The sequence below is a fragment of the [Clostridium] clostridioforme AGR2157 genome (assembly GCF_000424325.1).
GTDB classification, from domain to species: domain Bacteria; phylum Bacillota; class Clostridia; order Lachnospirales; family Lachnospiraceae; genus Enterocloster; species Enterocloster clostridioformis_A.
Genome location: NZ_KE384164.1, coordinates 73,213 through 89,284 on the forward strand (window position 1 = coordinate 73,213; position 16,072 = coordinate 89,284).

The following is a 16,072-nucleotide window of genomic DNA, read 5'->3' on the forward strand; positions in this document are numbered from 1 at the left end:
TGAACAGCAATAGCGCGAGTGTTTATTTTTGTTGTATAAGTATGCCATATGTGATATAACTGTATTAATATAAATAATACACTATCCGCTGGTATTAAGGAGGGAGTCATGGGAACAGAGAAAAAAGCTGGTGATTTAGAGGAAATCCAGGTTTTGGAAGGCATTTCAGAGTCAGAGGAGATTGACCGCCGCGTGGAGGAGCTGATGGCTCCGGAGGATATAGGAAACGGAAAGAAAAAGAAGAAAAAGCATAAGGCCGGACCCCGGACATCGGAGGGGGGCTTACACCCTGTCCGGCGCTTTAAGGGGTTCAGCCGGAAGCGGAAGATAATCACGGTCCTGATACTGGCGGCAGTGGTTTTGTTTGGGTTCTCCCGTATGTCCGGAGGAAAGAAGGATATGGGAATCCCTGTTGCCGTGATGCCTCTTGCAAAACAGGACGTTCAGGAAAAGCTTACGGTAAGCGGTCCTGTATCAGGAACAGACAGCGTGGACGTGGTGTCCAATATTCACGCGGAAATCACTGCCATGAATGTGAAGGAAGGCGATACCGTGACAAAGGGACAGGTGCTGGCCGTGGTGGACAGCACGGACCTGGAGCGGGAAGTGCAGATTGCCCAGAACGCCTACGACCTTGCGGTGGCTAATAAGCAGGAAAAGGATAAGGAAGCAGCCCTTGGATACGAAAAGGCAGTCCAGGATTTCCAGAAGGCCAGCCTGGATCACAGCAGGAACAGCCAGCTCTTTGCCACCGGCGACATTTCCCAGATGGAGCTGGAAGCCAGCGCCAATGCTCTGAATGACGCCAGAAGGCAGATGGAAGGCTACACGGTTGAGAATGGAAGAGGTGTTGCGGATTCGTCCTACGGCATTCAGATACAGAACGCGGCCTTTGATTTGGAGAAGAAAAAGGAAGAACTGGATAATACCCAGATAAGGAGCACCATTGACGGCACCGTGGTCCGCGTCAATTCCAAGGTGGGTCAGTTTGCGGATAAAGTAGAGGATGATAAACCCATTTTCAGCATCGAGAACCTGGAGCAGCTGGAGCTGGAAATCAAGGTAAGCGAGTTTTCCATCGGCAAGGTAAAGGTAGGACAGATGGCTACCATCACAGCGGATATCCTGGACGGTGAGACTGCACAAGGCGAAGTCATAAAGATATCACCCACAGGCGAGGAAAAAGGCGGCGGTTCCACGGAGAGGGTCATCCCCACTACCATACGGGTGGACGGCGGGAGCTCGAAGCTGATTGCGGGAATCACGGCAAAAGCAGAACTTTTAATCAGGGAGGCAAAGGATGTTTTCGTAGTTCCCACATCGGCACTTTTTGACGACGGGGAAGTGACATACATAGCCATTGCGCAGGATATGAAGGTTAAGCGCATACCTGTGACCATGGGCGTGGACGGCGACGTGGTGGTGGAGGTCATTCCCACGGACGGCACAGTGCTGGAGGAGGGAATGCAGGTCATCACCAATCCGGGACCCCATCTGGCGGACGGTGCTGCCGTGCTGATCACCCAGTAGCAGGAGGCGCTGTATGAATAAGTGGATGAAGTTTTTACACAGGGACAGCAGGATGCAGGGAGATGTCTATGACGGCCCCCTGATTAGGCTGGAGAATCTGGTCAAGATATATGATACCGGGGCCATTAAGGTACTGGGACTTAAGAAGATAAACCTGACCGTTGAACGGGGGGAGTTTGTGGCTATCATGGGACACTCCGGGTCCGGAAAGTCTACCCTGATGAATATACTTGGGTGCCTGGACCGGCCCACCCTGGGCCATTACTACCTGGACGGCATTGACGTGGCAGACATGACGCCGGACCAGCTCTCCGATATCAGAAACCGGAAAATCGGGTTTGTATTCCAGTCCTTTAACCTGATATCCAGGACATCGGCCCTTAAGAATGTGGAACTGCCCATGACCTATGCCAGGGTGCCAAAGGCCAAACGGGCGGTCAGGGCCCAGCTGCTTTTGGAACGGGTGGGGCTGGGAGCCAGGAAGGAGCATATGCCCAATGAGCTCTCCGGAGGCCAGAGGCAGAGGGTTGCCATAGCCAGGGCCCTGGCCAATGAGCCGCCGTTAATTCTGGCAGACGAGCCAACAGGAAACCTGGATACCGCCTCCTCGGTGGAAATCATGGAGCTGTTTACAAAGCTTCACCAGGAAGGGGCCACCGTGGTGCTGGTTACCCATGAGGAGGATATAGCAGCCTTTGCCCACCGCATTATACGGTTCAGTGACGGACAGATACAGAGTGACAAGCTGAATGTGGCCCGCGTGGTTTCAGAGGACGGGAAGGGAGGGGAGCAGGATGCTGATTGAAAACATGAAGATGGCATTTTCAGCCATCCGGTCCAATAAGATGCGTTCCGCCCTTACCATGCTGGGAATCATCATCGGTATTGGTTCTGTCATAGCCATCGTGTCCATCGGAGATACCATGCGGAGACTTTTCTCGGATTTGTACAAGGACGTGGGTATTACTCAGGCTTATGTTTCCATTGGTTACTGGGTAGATGATGTGCGGCAGAGCGATTATTTCACCCTGGACGAGATGGAGCGGGCCAAGGAGGCGTTTAAGGACCAGATTGCCTATATAGACAGCAGTGCCTATACCAGCAGTGATGCCGAGTATAAGCGGACTAAGATTAAATTTGATTATCAGGGAATTGACTACAATTACCAGGATGTCCAGCCGGTGAACGTGGTGTACGGCCGTTATCTCAATGAGGGAGACATCCTGGGAAGAAGGAAGAATGTGGTCATGGACACTAAAAGCGCCCAGATGCTGTTCGGCACTGAGAATGCGGTTGGCCGGTCCTTCAGGACCACCTTATATGGCTCCACTGACGACTTTACGGTGGTGGGAGTGTACCGCAAGGAGACCAACGCCCTCCAGGCCCTGATGATGGGCGGCAGCAATGACAAGGGTTCGGCATTCATTCCGTACACTCTGCTGACCTGGCCCAACGACTATTTTTACCAGCTCCATGTGTATGCAAAAGAAGATGTGAACCTGGACCGGTTCTTCAGCCAGTTCAAGGCATATGCGGCCAAGATGCACGGCAGGCAGCCGGAGGATATGTACATGTACACGGCTATGCAGGAAATGACCTCGGTGGACAGCATGATGGGCAACCTGTCCATGGCAGTGGGCGGTATCGCAGCCATTTCGCTGCTGGTAGGCGGCATCGGCATCATGAACATCATGCTGGTGTCTGTGACGGAGCGTACCAGGGAAATCGGAATCCGGAAAGCCCTGGGCGCAAGGACCAGGGATGTGCTGATTCAGTTTTTAACGGAGTCAGCCATATTGTCAGCCTGCGGCGGTATAATCGGAGTCATACTGGGAGTGGGAACCGTATCCCTGGGAGGATTCCTTCTGGGATTTGCGGTGGTCATAAAACCGGGGGTCATCGTGGTTGCGGTGTCATTCTCAGCAGTGGTCGGTATCTTCTTTGGACTGTACCCTGCTTCCAAGGCAGCCCAGGCAGACCCCATAGACGCGCTGCGTTACGAATAGACGGGAATCCGGCCTGAGAAATCAAGGATCCAGCCGGAGAAAATGTAACAGTTCAGACGGCGCATCTTCTTAACCGAAAAAACGGTCAAGAAGCATCGGATATCCATCCGATGTAAAAATTGGTGCAGAATCGGTCTTATAAGCCAGCTTAACACCCGCCTCTTCACCATTTTTCCCGCCGTCTGAACTGTTACGAAAATCGAGAATCGAGACAGGAGGAAAGCAAGTGAAACGGATGAGCGGTACATGGAAGAGAGCAGGAGCCATGGGATTGGCCCTGATGCTGGCCCCGGCCCCGGGTATGCTGCGGCCGGTGACTGCGTGGGCCAGCCCGGAGTTTGCCTATTCTGCGGAAAAATGGGCGGCGCTGAGGGATGATGTGCTGGAATACGGGGAGCTGGCTGACCTGATCCATGAATACAATGCCACGGTTATCAATAACCGCCTGGAATACGATGACTACAGAGGCAAGGACCACGATGAAATCAAGAATGCCTACCAGGACATTGCTGACAGGCTCTATGATTCCAGCGATAAGATGATGGATTTTGTCAATGAGGACCAGCCGGGATACGCGGGAGCAGCGGTTGGGGCCATAAGCGCCCGCCTTCAGGCTGAACAGAACCAGGAGCTGGCTGATTCCCAGAATGAGGACGGACAGGTAAAGAAACTGGAGTACGACAGACAGGAGGCTGTCCTTGTAAAGGATGCCCAGACAAAGATGATATCCTACTGGCAGAAGGCCAAGGCGCGTCCTGCCCTGGAGGAGGATGTGAACCAGGCCAGGTCAAAGTATGAAGCCATGGCAGTGAAAGCTGGCCAGGGCATGGCCACTCAGGCTGAGCTGCTCGCGGCCCGGGAAAAGATGGAGGCAGCCCAGGCAGCCCTGGAGACCAATGACAGGGAACGGGACGGACTTCGCAGAGAACTCTGCGTCATGACCGGATGGGATCACGATGCCCAGCCGGATATCAGGGAAGTGCCGGTGCCGGACGCCGGGGAGATGGATCAGATTGACCTGGAGCTGGATAAGGAAAGGGCCTTGGAGCAGAACTTTACCCAGACAGCCAATGAGCGCCGTCTGACATTTACAGGCAACGGGACCCAGTGGGATGTGATGAATCAGAAGGTGGAGACAGGCCGCAGGCAGATTGCAGCGGATGTGGAAGCCAAGTATAAGCTTTTGGAGCAGGCCAGGGCTGATTATGAACAGGCGGCAGGCGAGTTTAAGCTGGCCCGTACCGGGGCCCAGACAGCCGAGCGCAAATACAGCCTGGGCATGATTTCCAAAAATGAATATACACAGCAGCAGGGAACCATGGCCTCCAGCCAGTCCGCATGCGACACAGCAGGCCTGAAATACAGGCAGGCCCTGGAGGATTACAGATGGGCGGTCAACGGCCTTGCACAGACAGAGGGGGCGTAGGATATGGTGAAAAAATGCTTACTGCTCTGTATAGGCATCCTCTTTGCCTGCCTGCATCCTCTGGAGGTCCATGCAGATGCAATGCCCGACGTCATTCGCTATGAGGAGCTGGAGACTCTGGTGAAAGCCTACAGTCCCCAGATACAGATGGAACAGGCGCAGTATGACAGCCGCCTGGCGCGGTATGAGAATGCCAGGGAGGAAATCATGGAAACCAGACGGCTTCTCAGGGAGGAGGCCGAGGACCTGGAGAAGAACGGGGACAAAGACAGTGCCAGCCAGTACCGGGCCCAGGCCAAGACACTGGAGGATGCGGCCAAGGATATGGATAAGCAGATACGATCAGCCCAGGGCAGCCAGGCATCCATGTCCCTTCGCAGGATAGAGGATACCGTGCTCTGGACCGCCCAGAATCTCATGGGTACCTATAATACCCTTAAAGCGGAACAGGGGGCGGCTCTGGCTCAGGCAGAGTGGAAACAGAGCCAGTATGAGAAGCTGCTGCGCCAGGTCCAGACAGGAAGCGCTTCTGCCGCCCAGGCGGACCAGGCGGGAAAGGAAGCCGATGCGGCTGCTGCCAAGGCAAAGGCTGCCCGGGACGAGATGGAACGGGTGAAGAAGGAATTACTCATTCTCACCGGATATCCGGAAGGCTCCCAGACAGAAATCGGTCCCATGCCCGCACCCCGGCCGGAGCGTGTCCGGGAGATGGGAGGCAGCATCGACAAATGGCGCGCACTGGGAAACAATTATTCCCTGAGGGAACAGAGGAGCGGGGGAGCCAGCTCCAATAAAGAACTTCATGCCCGCCAGCGTGATATCCGCCAGAGCGAGGAGGAAATGTACGGCCAGCTGGATACCCTGTATCAGGATGTCCTGGCCAGCCAGACACTCTGGACCAGCGCCACAACGTCCATGGCATCACAGGAAGCCGCGTTTCAGGCCGCATCCAACAAGCTGGCCCTGGGAATGCTGTCACGCCAGGAATATCTGGAGGCAAAAGCGGCCTACATGGACGCCGCCGCTGCCAAGGAAAGTGCAGACACAGGCTTCCAGCAGGCCATGGATACATATGACTGGGCTCTGAAAGGTTTCATGACATAAATACCGTTGGATTTAAAATACCGTTGGAATTCATCCACACGTTCATCCATTATTTGTTTCATCCCTTACCGCTTCATCATCCGGTACCCCACTCCCACGTGGATCTGGATGTACTGGGGCTGTGAGGGATTTTTTTCAATCTTTTTGCGCAGGGAGGCCATGAAGACACGGAGGTAGGTTGGAACGCAGTAAATTGCTCCTGAGCTGTTCAGCCCGGGCCATGGCCGCTTCCTCCTCCCGCTTCCTGGAACAGTGTAGGAACTGGTGAATACGGCTGCCAGGAACGTAATCAGAATGGTAAGCTGGGGGAAACCTCCTTCATTGTCTACCTGGACAGTATATTGAATTGGTGCCGGTTGAGAACTCTTATCAAATTGCATCGTTATATTTTAAAAAGAATATTGGTTTCGCACAAAGAAAAGGGACGGATTTCATATATCTGCCAATTATTTTATACAAAATGTAGAAAATGCACAAAAAACACAGGATACATTGACATATAGTTGTCTATTGTGATAGACTCAAGGTGTCAGAAGATGACGCAATTGAATAGACGTATAAGTATTCAAAACTTATATATGCTCAAGATAGGTTGAGCGTTTCTACCAACTACCGTAATAGTTGACTATAAGTTTTCACATCAGGTACTGCCCGGGGCGCCGGAGACAGGCTGATGTGAAGCCTTAGGAACAGCGGTGGTTTTTTTGTTTGCAAAAAAATGCAGATGGAAGCCCTGGCCCGCCGCTGTACGGGTGAATACAAGGGTGCGCCGGTCACCGGCGTATCACGGAAAAGGAGGAGCATATGGCAGAGAATTTTGTATTAAAGGGCAATATCTGCTACAGCCAGGATTCCCGCACACTGATATGTGTGGAACAGGGATATCTGGTATGTACAGATGGCATATCAGCCGGCGTGTACAAAGAACTTCCGCAGATGTATGCAGGCTTTCCTCTGACGGATTATGGAGACAGGCTGATTGTGCCGGGTCTTACGGACCTTCATCTCCATGCCCCGCAGTATTCATTCAGAGGTCTGGGTATGGACCTTGAACTATTGGAATGGCTGAACACGCGGACGTTTCCTGAAGAGGCCAAGTACAGCGATATGGAGTATGCCGGGAAGGCGTATACCATATTTGCGGAAAACATGAAACACAGTGCAACTACAAGGGCTTGTATATTTGCAACCATGCACAGAGAGGCTACGGAGCTTCTCATGGATTTGATGGAGGAGACCGGACTCAAGACCATGGTAGGCAAGGTCAACATGGACCGGAACAGTCCGGATATCCTGGTGGAGGAGACAGAGGAATCCCTGAGGGAGACCAGACAGTGGCTGGCGGACATAAAGGGGCGGTATAGGAACACGGTTCCCATTCTCACGCCAAGGTTCATTCCCACCTGCTCCGACACACTGATGGAAGAGCTCAAGAAGATTCAGATTGAGTATGAACTTCCGGTCCAGTCCCATCTGTCGGAAAACAAGGGAGAGATTGACTGGGTGAAGGAACTGTGCCCGTGGTCTGAGTTTTACGGAGATGCGTACGACCATTTCGGCATGTTCGGCAACGGCGTGAAAACCATCATGGCCCACTGTGTGTGGCCGCCGGTAAAGGAAATACAGAGAATGAAGGACAACGACGTATACGTGGCCCATTGTCCGCAGTCCAACACCAACCTGTCCTCCGGCATTGCGCCCGTCAGGACGTATCTGGAACAGGGAATCCACACAGGACTTGGTACGGATGTGGCCGGAGGTGCGGGAGAGTCCGTATTCAGGGCCATGGCTGACGCCATCCAGGTGTCAAAGCTGCGCTGGAGACTGGTGGATGAGACACTGAAGCCCCTTACGGCGGAGGAGGCATTCTACCTGGGAACAAAGGGCGGCGGCGAGTTCTTCGGAAAGGCCGGAAGCTTTGAGGAAGGCTATGAGTTAGACGCACTGGTGCTGAACGACGAGAGCCTTAAGCATCCTCAGCCTCTGAGCTTAAAGGAGCGGCTGGAGCGGTTCATCTACATTTCGGATGAGCGCCATATTGACGCCAAGTATGCGGCGGGCAGCAAGATATTTTAGCTGAAACTGTTTTAACTATAGAAACAGCGGAAAACTATAGGTATGAATTCAAGGAGGTATGAAGTATGGAGAACAAATCAAATCAGGGATTCCTGGAAAAAGCATTTCACCTATCGGAAAACCACACAGATGTCAAGACAGAGGTAATTGCCGGTATCACCACGTTCATGACAATGGCCTACATCCTTGCAGTGAATCCGAACATCCTGAGCGCCACGGGAATGGACAGAGGCGCTGTCTTTACAGCCACTGCCCTTGCATCGCTGGTTGCCACCCTGCTGATGGCTGCATTTGCCAATTATCCGTTTGTGCTGGCGCCCGGCATGGGACTGAATGCTTACTTTGCATACACCGTAGTACTCCAGATGGGTTATACCTGGCAGATGGCTCTGGCAGCCGTATTCGTGGAAGGTATTATCTTCATCGCACTGTCTCTTACCAATGTGCGTGAAGCCATTTTCAATGCCATTCCCATGAATCTGAAACACGCCGTATCCGCAGGTATCGGACTTTTTATCGCCTTCATCGGTTTGCAGAACGCTAAAATCGTGGTGGAGAGCGCCACTCTTGTATCCGTATTTTCATTCAAAGGTTCTCTGAAAGCAGGAACATTTAATTCCGTTGGAATCACCGTACTGCTGGCTCTCATCGGCGTACTTATCACCGGTATTCTGGTTGTTAAGAACGTAAAGGGAAACATCCTCTGGGGCATTATCATCACATGGATTTTAGGTATTATCTGTGAAGTGACCGGACTGTACCAGCCAAATGCTGAACTGGGAATGTTCAGCGTACTGCCTGATTTCACCAGTGGTTTCGGTATCCAGAGCATGGCTCCCACCTTCTTTAAGATGGATTTCAGCGGCATCCTGTCCCTGAACTTTGTGACCATCATGTTTGCGTTCCTGTTTGTGGATATGTTCGATACACTGGGAACACTGATTGGCGTGGCATCCAAGGCAGATATGCTGGATAAGGACGGAAAGCTTCCTAAGATTAGAGGCGCCCTTCTGTCTGATGCTATCGGTACCTCCCTTGGCGCTGTATTCGGTACCTCCACCACAACCACATTCGTTGAGAGCGCTTCCGGCGTTGCGGAAGGCGGAAGAACCGGACTTACATCCGTAGTGGCAGCAATTTTCTTCGGTCTGTCCCTGTTCCTGTCACCGATTTTCTTAGCCATCCCGTCCTTTGCAACGGCACCGGCTCTGATTATCGTAGGTTTCCTGATGATTAGCTCCATGTTGAAGATTGATTTCACTGACTTTACAGAGGCAATCCCAAGCTACATCGCCATCATCGCAATGCCTTTCATGTACAGCATTTCCGAAGGCATTGCAATGGGCGTTATCTCCTACGTGGTTATCAACGTGGCAACCGGCCGTGCAAAGGAGAAGAAAATCAGCCTTCTGATGTATGTATTGGCGGTACTATTTGTACTTAAATATGTATTAATTTAAAACATGCAGCATATAATGCAGACGCCTGGAATACAGGCGTTTGCGCATTCAAGATAAGGAGGTAGAGCACACCATGGGAATTGGCAATAACATGACCCGCGTTGACGCATTTGATAAAGTCACAGGCAGTGCCAAGTATACAGCCGATTTAGAGCCCCAGGGACTTCTGGCGGCAAAGGTAATACGCAGCACCATCGCCAACGGCGTGGTAAAAAGCTTTGATTTGGAAGAAGCACTGAAGGTGCCGGGGGTAGTGAAGATTGTCACGTGCTTCGATGTGCCGGACATCCAGTTCCCCACCCCCGGCCATCCATGGTCCGTGGAAACGGCCCATCAGGATATTGCGGACAGGAAACTTCTCAATACCAGGGTGCGGGTCTATGGAGACGATATTGCAGCCGTTATAGCGGAGGACGATATAGCAGCAGCCAGGGCAGCCAGACTTGTGAAGGTGGAGTATGAGGAGTATGCTCCCCTCCTGACCGTGAAGGATGCCATGGCAGAGGGTGCCTCCCGGCTTCACGATGAAAAACCGGGAAATGTCATCGCCCATTCCTCCTTTGTGGTGGGCGAAGGGACTTACGGGGAAGCAGTGAAGGAGGAGGGACTGGTGGAGATAGAGAAGGACTACCGGACCCAGAGCGTGCAGCACTGCCACATAGAGACGCCCATCTCCTTTGCCTATATGGAAAAGGGAAGAATCATCGTCACTACATCCACACAGATACCCCATATTGTGCGCCGGGTCATCAGCCAGGCGCTGGGACTGCCCATGGGCCGTATCCGCGTCATCAAGCCTTACATCGGCGGCGGTTTCGGCAACAAGCAGGATGTGCTCTATGAGCCTCTCAATGCTTTCCTTACCACCCAGGTGGGAGGACGTGGCGTGAGGATGGAGATATCCAGGGAAGAGACTCTGGGCTGTACCAGGGTGCGCCACGCCATCGAGTTTAAGGTAAAGGCAGCAGCCAGGAAGGACGGCACTCTGGTTGCCAGAAAGCTGGAGGCTTATTCCAACCAGGGCGGGTATGCATCCCATGCCCATGCCATCGTAGCCAACTCATCCAATGAATTCAAGCAGATTTATAAGGATGAGAAGGTGCTGGAGTCCGATGCCTGGACCGTGTACACCAACCTGGCCACAGGCGGCGCCATGAGGGGATACGGAATCCCTCAGGCCGCGTTTGCGGCGGAATGCATGGCAGACGACCTGGCCCTGGCCCTTCACATGGACCCATTGGAATTCAGGAAAAAGAACTGCATGAGGCCGGGATACGCTGACCCCCACACCCACGTAAAATGCAATACATACGGCCTGACGGAATGTATGGAAAAGGGCCGGGAATTCATCCACTGGGATGAAAAACGTAGGGAATATGAAAACCAGACAGGACCCGTGCGAAAGGGAATCGGAATGGCTATCTTCTGCTATAAGACAGGCGTATATCCCATATCCCTGGAAACAGCGTCCTGCCGCATGATACTGAACCAGGACGGCTCCATGCAGCTGCAGATGGGGGCAACTGAAATCGGCCAGGGCGCCGACACCGTGTTCACCCAGATGGCGGCAGAGGTGACCGGCATCACGGAAGATAAGGTAAATGTGCTGTCCACCCAGGATACGGACGTAAGTCCCTTTGACACAGGTGCATATGCTTCCAGACAGACCTATGTCAGCGGCATGGCAGTGAAGAAAACCGGCGCTATATTTAAGGAAAAGATACTTGACTATGCTGCTTATATGCTGGAGAAGCCCCAGGATACCCTGGATGTAAGGGATAACCACATCGTGGATAAGGAGACCGGAAAGCAGCTGCTTCCCATGGAGGATCTGGCCACCACGGCATTTTACAGCCTGGACCGCTCCGTACATATCACGGCAGAGGCCACCAGCCATTGCAAGACCAATACATTTGCCACCGGTGTCTGCTTCGCGGAGGTGGAGGTGGATATGCCTTTGGGCAAGGTGAAGGTGACTAATATTGTCAATGTACATGACAGCGGAAAACTGATTAACCCCAAGCTGGCGGCTGCCCAGGTACACGGCGGCATGAGCATGGGACTGGGCTACGGACTCAGCGAGGAGCTGCTCTTTGACGCAAAGGGGAGACCGTTAAACGATAATTTGCTGGACTACAAGCTACCAACAGCCATGGATACCCCGGACTTAAACGCACTCTTTGTGGAGTTGGATGACCCCACAGGTCCCTTTGGAAATAAGGCGCTTGGGGAGCCGCCGGCCATACCGGTTGCCCCGGCAGTGCGCAACGCGGTGCTTAACGCCACAGGCGTTGCCGTGGACAGTCTGCCCATGGATCCCCAGAAGATGGTGAAGCATTTCAAGGAAGCAGGCTTAATATAGAAAGGGCGGTGAAACAGCATGTATGATATCGGGAAATTTTATCAGGCAGCAGATGTGGAAGATGCGGTGCGCGCCCTAGTGAAAGCCCCTGAGGCAGTGGTCATCTCCGGAGGAAGCGATGTGCTGATTAAAATCAGGGAGGGAAAGCTGGCCGGCTGCTCCCTGGTAAGCATTCACGGGATTAAGGAGCTGGAGGGCATAAGAATGGAGGAGGACGGGACCATTGTCATAGGTCCGGCCACCACATTTTCCCATATTACCAATAATGACATCATTCAGAAGCACATTCCCATGCTGGGGGATGCGGTGGACATGGCGGGCGGTCCCCAGCTGCGCAATATCGGAACCATAGGCGGCAATGTGTGCAACGGCGTGACCAGCGCGGACAGCGCCAGCAGCCTGTGCTGTCTGGACGCGGTCCTGGTTCTTAAGGGGCCTGACGGCGTCAGGGAGGTGCCCATCAGCCAGTGGTACACCGGGCCGGGAAGGACTGTGAGGAATCACGATGAGGTGCTGACGGCTATCAGGATTAAGAAAGAGAATTACCAGGGATACGGCGGTCATTATATCAAATATGGCAAGAGGAATGCCATGGAGATTGCCACCCTGGGATGCGCTGTGAGCGTGAAGCTGACAGAGGATAAGAGACATATCCAGGACCTTCGTCTGGGATACGGCGTGGCTGCGCCTACTCCTATTCGCTGTCATAAGACAGAAGAGGCTGTAAAGGGAATGGAAACAGGGGAGGCCCTGGCCCAGGCTGTGGGAAAAGGCGCTCTGGAGGAAGTAAATCCGCGTTCCAGCTGGAGGGCTTCCAGGGAGTTCCGGCTGCAGCTGGTGGAGGAGCTGGGCAGGCGTGCCGTAAAGCAGGCCGTAATCAATGCAGGAGGTGAGTGGGATGCTTAATATAGTGCATATGACTGTTAATGGAAAAGAAGTGGAGTTGGCAGTGGACCCAAGAGAATCCCTTCTGGAGACATTGCGGAACCGTCTGGGACTGACCAGTGTGAAAAAGGGCTGTGAAGTAGGGGAGTGCGGCGCCTGCACGGTGCTGGTGGATGGAGAGGCCATAGACAGCTGCATTTACCTGACCATGTGGGCAGAAGGCCGCAGCATCATGACAGTGGAAGGACTGAAGGGGCCAAACGGCGAACTGAGCCCTATTCAGAAGGCATTTATCGAGGAAGCGGCTGTGCAGTGCGGTTTCTGTACGCCGGGACTGATTATGACAGCGGTGGAGATCGTAGGTACGGGAAAGAGGTATAACCGCGACGAGCTGCGCAAACTGATATCCGGCCACCTGTGCAGGTGCACGGGGTATGAAAACATCCTTAACGCCATGGAGCGTATTGTGGAGGAAACGTATAAGGTGGTGGGAAAATAGAAGAGGTATGCAGACCATAGTGAAAAAGAAGGGCGCCGCGGATTGGCGACTACCCATAAGGAAGTAAATAGAATTTCCGATGAAACCGGCGTGGCAGAGGTCATATCGGAATACCTGTCGGCAAGCTGAAGAAAACGCCCTACATCGGCGATCTGTCCCGCCTCATTCTCAATCTTCTGTTCCAGTGAAACAGAAAGCCTCTGAATCTCTGCCTGTTCCGTTTCATACTGCGCCGAGAGTTTTTGAAAGCGGAGGTCGCTCAGCTTGCCGAGAACGGAATCCTCATAGAGCCTTTGGATGATTTTGTCCAAATCCTCCATACGCTTCTGTGCCCCGGAAAGGGCTTTTCGTTTCTGTATCAGCTCCGCTTTCCGGCTAGCCTCGTCCTGCGCCAGCATTTCCTGCGTAAAGTCATCCCGGAACAGCCGCACATAGGTCAGCGTTCCCTGAATACATTCCAATACCCGTTTGTAAAGCGTGACCTCCCGGATATAATGGATTTTATAAGAACCCGTATTGCTCTTGTAGTTGGAGCAGACAAAGTGATCCTGTGAATCATCCCGGTAGGTTTTGCAGGTACAGTAGTAGAGTTTTGCGTTGCAGTCGGCGCAATAGACAAGGCCGGAGAAAATACTTGTTTTCCCTGTCTTTTATCGGTCTGCGCTTGTTGGCCCGTAACGCCTGCACTCGTTCCCACTGTCCGCGCTCGATGATTGCTGGCTGCGTATCCTCAAATATCCGCTGATTTTCTTTCGGGTTCTCCATCCGCTTTTTGAATTTCAGGGATTTGGAATAAGTTTTGAAGTTGACAGTGCAGCCGATGTATTCCGGCCTCTCCAATATTCCAGCGACGGATTTGGAGCACCACTGATACAGGTTGTCCGGCATAGCCCATCCTTTCTGTCTGGCGTTATACGCAATAACCGTCAGCACCCTGTCGGCGGTCAGGATTTTTGCGATCTGCATTGGCCCCTTGCCTACAATGCACAGATCAAAGATACGCCGCACCAACTTTGCCGCTTCTTCATCCACGATCCATTTCTTTTTGTCCTGCGGGTCTTTCACATACCCATAGGGCGGATTGCTGGCAATGTGTTCTCCGGCTTCCCCACGCATCTTAACAACTGCCCGGATTTTCTTGCTTGTGTCCTTGGTGTAGTAATCGTTAAAAACATTTTTGAACACAGCGAAGTCGTTTTCGCCTTTGGCGCTGTCTACATCATAGTTGATGGCAATAAACCGGACATCGTAGGCAGGGAAAATGAAATCCTGCAAGCGCCCCATATAAGAATACTCCCGCCCCAGACGAGACAAATCTTTGACGATCAGGGTGGAGACGGAATAGTCCTCCACATGTTTCATCATTTCCTGAAACCCGGGCCTTTGAAAATTTGTCCCTGAGAATCCATCGTCTACAAAAAACATGGTATTGCGGAATCCGTGTTCTGCCGCATATTTGGATAGCAGCGCCTTTTGGTTGGTTATGGAATTGCTCTCCCCGTCAAGCGCATCGTCCTGGCTCAAACGGCAATATAAAGCTGTAATCTTATCTGGCTGCTGGTTCATAGTAGCTCCTTTCCTCCCAACGTTTGGAATTACAGCCAGGTAAACGGATGCCTATATTATAACGCGCAGTCCTTCTTTTTTCAGCAGTTTTCATTCTGTTTCCTCCAAATTTCCGGCCATGATACGGCGCAGCTTATCCAGTACGCTTTCTGCTCCTTCCTCCGCATAATGGGGAATCGTATGATAGACTGTGTTCCCCTCAACGGCAATCATTTCTTCCGTACTGAAATCAAACTCAAAGACGCCGTCCTTGAAATGCTTCGCTACCCGCTCGGCAATTTCCGGTTTCAGATATTTGGGAAGCTCGTTCATATCCGCAGGCTTATGCAATTACATCACACTCATTCTTTGCAGAATAAATATTCAGCGTAATGACCGCCGGGCGGCCAAGCCTAATTCCGGTCTTCCCATAAAAACGGGATAGTCAGCCGTTATGTGTATCTCATGGGCGGAAAACTGTGGGCGATATAATTTGAAAAAGCCGTTAATACCGTCTGCTATGGTGGAACGGTAATAAACGTTTGGCGTATCGAGAAGATGTTCTAAAACCTTTTTTTGCAAATGCCGGGAAACAGCCATTTTTCGCCTTATTAGCTTCAGACCGTTTTCAAAAAGTACCTTCAAAGGCTCTGATTTCAGCATATCTACTGCCTGTTCCGGGGCTTGATATGACTTTAATTGTATTCCAATTACAAACAGGATAGAGATCATGATATCCTGCGCTTTCTCTGTGGGAATAGAGCTGCTTTCGCCCCGGCTCCACTTATCCGTCTGCTCGGCAAGTATCAAAAGCAAATCAGTTTGTATTATAGATAGTTCCTTGGTAAGTAAGTAATAATCCGTATCTTGACAAAATAAGAAATCCCCCAGCACTTACCGGGGGAAGATCTGTCTTTTACTTTTTAAGTTTGCTGCGGCAATCATCAGGCAGATTGGAGGACCATGGGAGAAGCTCCAGCATTTCTTCCTTTGCCGGAAACGCACCGAGATCTTTCATCTTTTCCATCACATATGTGAGATAGTTGTATGGCTTCAGTCCATTCAGAAGCGCAGTTTCTGTGATGCTGTACACAGTCGCACTGGCCTGTGCCCCGCGGATGCTTTTGGCAAACAGCCAGTTGCGTCTCCCTATGGCAAAATTTTTCAGTGCCCGCTCTG

Annotated in this window: 14 protein-coding genes, 2 pseudogenes and 1 riboswitch; of the genes and pseudogenes, 10 read left to right on the top strand and 6 right to left on the bottom strand. The window is 52.2% G+C overall.

Annotation, left to right across the window (positions count from 1 at the left end):
• The first annotated feature begins 108 nt into the window (after positions 1 to 108).
• The 5 genes from G614_RS0125625 to G614_RS0125645 all read left to right on the top strand — a co-directional run bounded on the left by G614_RS0125625 (position 109) and on the right by G614_RS0125645 (position 6,066).
• Positions 109 to 1,530 (top strand): efflux RND transporter periplasmic adaptor subunit, encoded by a 1,422-nt coding sequence (locus G614_RS0125625; RefSeq protein WP_027644136.1) that lies wholly within the window; start codon positions 109 to 111, stop codon positions 1,528 to 1,530.
• Positions 1,531 to 1,543: 13 nt separating this feature from the next.
• Positions 1,544 to 2,335: an ABC transporter ATP-binding protein gene (locus G614_RS29085; RefSeq protein WP_080664628.1), complete on the top strand. Its 792-nt coding sequence runs from the start codon at positions 1,544 to 1,546 to the stop codon at positions 2,333 to 2,335.
• Entirely contained in the window at positions 2,325 to 3,536 is a 1,212-nt protein-coding gene (locus G614_RS0125635) for an ABC transporter permease (RefSeq protein WP_027644137.1), read from the top strand. The genes G614_RS29085 and G614_RS0125635 overlap by 11 nt, the downstream gene beginning before the upstream one ends.
• A 226-nt stretch (positions 3,537 to 3,762) precedes the next feature.
• Positions 3,763 to 4,962, top strand: coding sequence for a TolC family protein (locus G614_RS0125640; RefSeq protein ID WP_027644138.1), 1,200 nt, complete (start codon positions 3,763 to 3,765; stop codon positions 4,960 to 4,962).
• A 3-nt stretch (positions 4,963 to 4,965) separates the two neighbouring features.
• Complete coding sequence (locus tag G614_RS0125645; protein ID WP_027644139.1) at positions 4,966 to 6,066, top strand: TolC family protein; 1,101 nt, start codon at positions 4,966 to 4,968, stop codon at positions 6,064 to 6,066.
• Positions 6,067 to 6,131: 65 nt separating this feature from the next.
• Here G614_RS0125645 and G614_RS34855 read toward each other — a convergent pair.
• Positions 6,132 to 6,239 (bottom strand): annotated as a pseudogene (locus G614_RS34855) (winged helix-turn-helix domain-containing protein); the annotation flags it as partial.
• Positions 6,240 to 6,618: 379 nt separating this feature from the next.
• Positions 6,619 to 6,714, top strand: a riboswitch (purine riboswitch).
• A 156-nt stretch (positions 6,715 to 6,870) separates the two neighbouring features.
• Here G614_RS34855 and G614_RS0125655 point away from each other — a divergent pair.
• From G614_RS0125655 to xdhC, 5 genes are all read left to right on the top strand, one after another.
• Positions 6,871 to 8,142, top strand: coding sequence for an amidohydrolase family protein (locus G614_RS0125655; RefSeq protein WP_027644140.1), 1,272 nt, complete (start codon positions 6,871 to 6,873; stop codon positions 8,140 to 8,142).
• Positions 8,143 to 8,207: 65 nt separating this feature from the next.
• Entirely contained in the window at positions 8,208 to 9,602 is a 1,395-nt protein-coding gene (locus G614_RS0125660) for an NCS2 family permease (protein ID WP_027644141.1), read from the top strand.
• Between the two features lie 73 nt (positions 9,603 to 9,675).
• Entirely contained in the window at positions 9,676 to 11,964 is a 2,289-nt protein-coding gene (gene xdhA, locus G614_RS0125665) for a xanthine dehydrogenase subunit XdhA (protein WP_027644142.1), read from the top strand.
• 18 nt (positions 11,965 to 11,982) lie between these two features.
• Positions 11,983 to 12,870, top strand: a complete 888-nt coding sequence (gene xdhB / locus G614_RS0125670; protein ID WP_027644143.1) for a xanthine dehydrogenase subunit XdhB — start codon at positions 11,983 to 11,985, stop codon at positions 12,868 to 12,870.
• Positions 12,863 to 13,348, top strand: a complete 486-nt coding sequence (xdhC, locus tag G614_RS0125675) for a xanthine dehydrogenase subunit XdhC (RefSeq protein ID WP_022203183.1) — start codon at positions 12,863 to 12,865, stop codon at positions 13,346 to 13,348. The genes xdhB and xdhC overlap by 8 nt, the downstream gene beginning before the upstream one ends.
• A 515-nt stretch (positions 13,349 to 13,863) precedes the next feature.
• Here the strand turns inward: xdhC and G614_RS34860 are convergent.
• The 5 genes and pseudogenes from G614_RS34860 to G614_RS0125695 form a co-directional block, all read right to left on the bottom strand.
• Positions 13,864 to 13,920, bottom strand: a pseudogene (locus G614_RS34860) (hypothetical protein); the annotation flags it as partial.
• Entirely contained in the window at positions 13,904 to 14,914 is a 1,011-nt protein-coding gene (locus tag G614_RS29090; protein ID WP_242828226.1) for a recombinase family protein, read from the bottom strand. The gene G614_RS29090 and the pseudogene G614_RS34860, both read right to left, overlap by 17 nt.
• Positions 14,915 to 15,004: 90 nt before the next feature.
• Positions 15,005 to 15,244 carry a hypothetical protein gene (locus G614_RS29095; RefSeq protein WP_242828227.1) on the bottom strand — a complete coding sequence of 80 codons (240 nt, stop codon included), beginning with the start codon at positions 15,242 to 15,244 and terminating at the stop codon, positions 15,005 to 15,007.
• A 33-nt stretch (positions 15,245 to 15,277) separates the two neighbouring features.
• A complete protein-coding gene (locus G614_RS29100; RefSeq protein WP_049948128.1) occupies positions 15,278 to 15,787 on the bottom strand; it encodes a DUF6179 domain-containing protein in 510 nt (169 codons plus the stop codon).
• A gap of 22 nt (positions 15,788 to 15,809) precedes the next feature.
• A partial coding sequence (locus G614_RS0125695) for a transposase domain-containing protein (RefSeq protein ID WP_027644144.1) occupies positions 15,810 to 16,072 on the bottom strand: 263 nt, incomplete at its 5' end.

Excerpts from the sequence above, each read along its gene's own strand:
- G614_RS0125660 (WP_027644141.1), top strand. The coding sequence starts at position 8,208 with ATGGAGAACAAATCAAATCAGGGATTCCTGGAAAAAGCATTTCACCTA.
- G614_RS0125625 (WP_027644136.1), top strand. The coding sequence starts at position 109 with ATGGGAACAGAGAAAAAAGCTGGTGATTTAGAGGAAATCCAGGTTTTG.
- G614_RS0125645 (WP_027644139.1), top strand. The coding sequence starts at position 4,966 with ATGGTGAAAAAATGCTTACTGCTCTGTATAGGCATCCTCTTTGCCTGC.
- xdhC (WP_022203183.1), top strand. The coding sequence starts at position 12,863 with ATGCTTAATATAGTGCATATGACTGTTAATGGAAAAGAAGTGGAGTTG.
- G614_RS0125635 (WP_027644137.1), top strand. The coding sequence starts at position 2,325 with ATGCTGATTGAAAACATGAAGATGGCATTTTCAGCCATCCGGTCCAAT.
- G614_RS29090 (WP_242828226.1), bottom strand. The coding sequence starts at position 14,914 with ATGAACCAGCAGCCAGATAAGATTACAGCTTTATATTGCCGTTTGAGC.
- xdhB (WP_027644143.1), top strand. The coding sequence starts at position 11,983 with ATGTATGATATCGGGAAATTTTATCAGGCAGCAGATGTGGAAGATGCG.
- G614_RS29085 (WP_080664628.1), top strand. The coding sequence starts at position 1,544 with ATGAATAAGTGGATGAAGTTTTTACACAGGGACAGCAGGATGCAGGGA.
- xdhA (WP_027644142.1), top strand. The coding sequence starts at position 9,676 with ATGGGAATTGGCAATAACATGACCCGCGTTGACGCATTTGATAAAGTC.
- G614_RS0125655 (WP_027644140.1), top strand. The coding sequence starts at position 6,871 with ATGGCAGAGAATTTTGTATTAAAGGGCAATATCTGCTACAGCCAGGAT.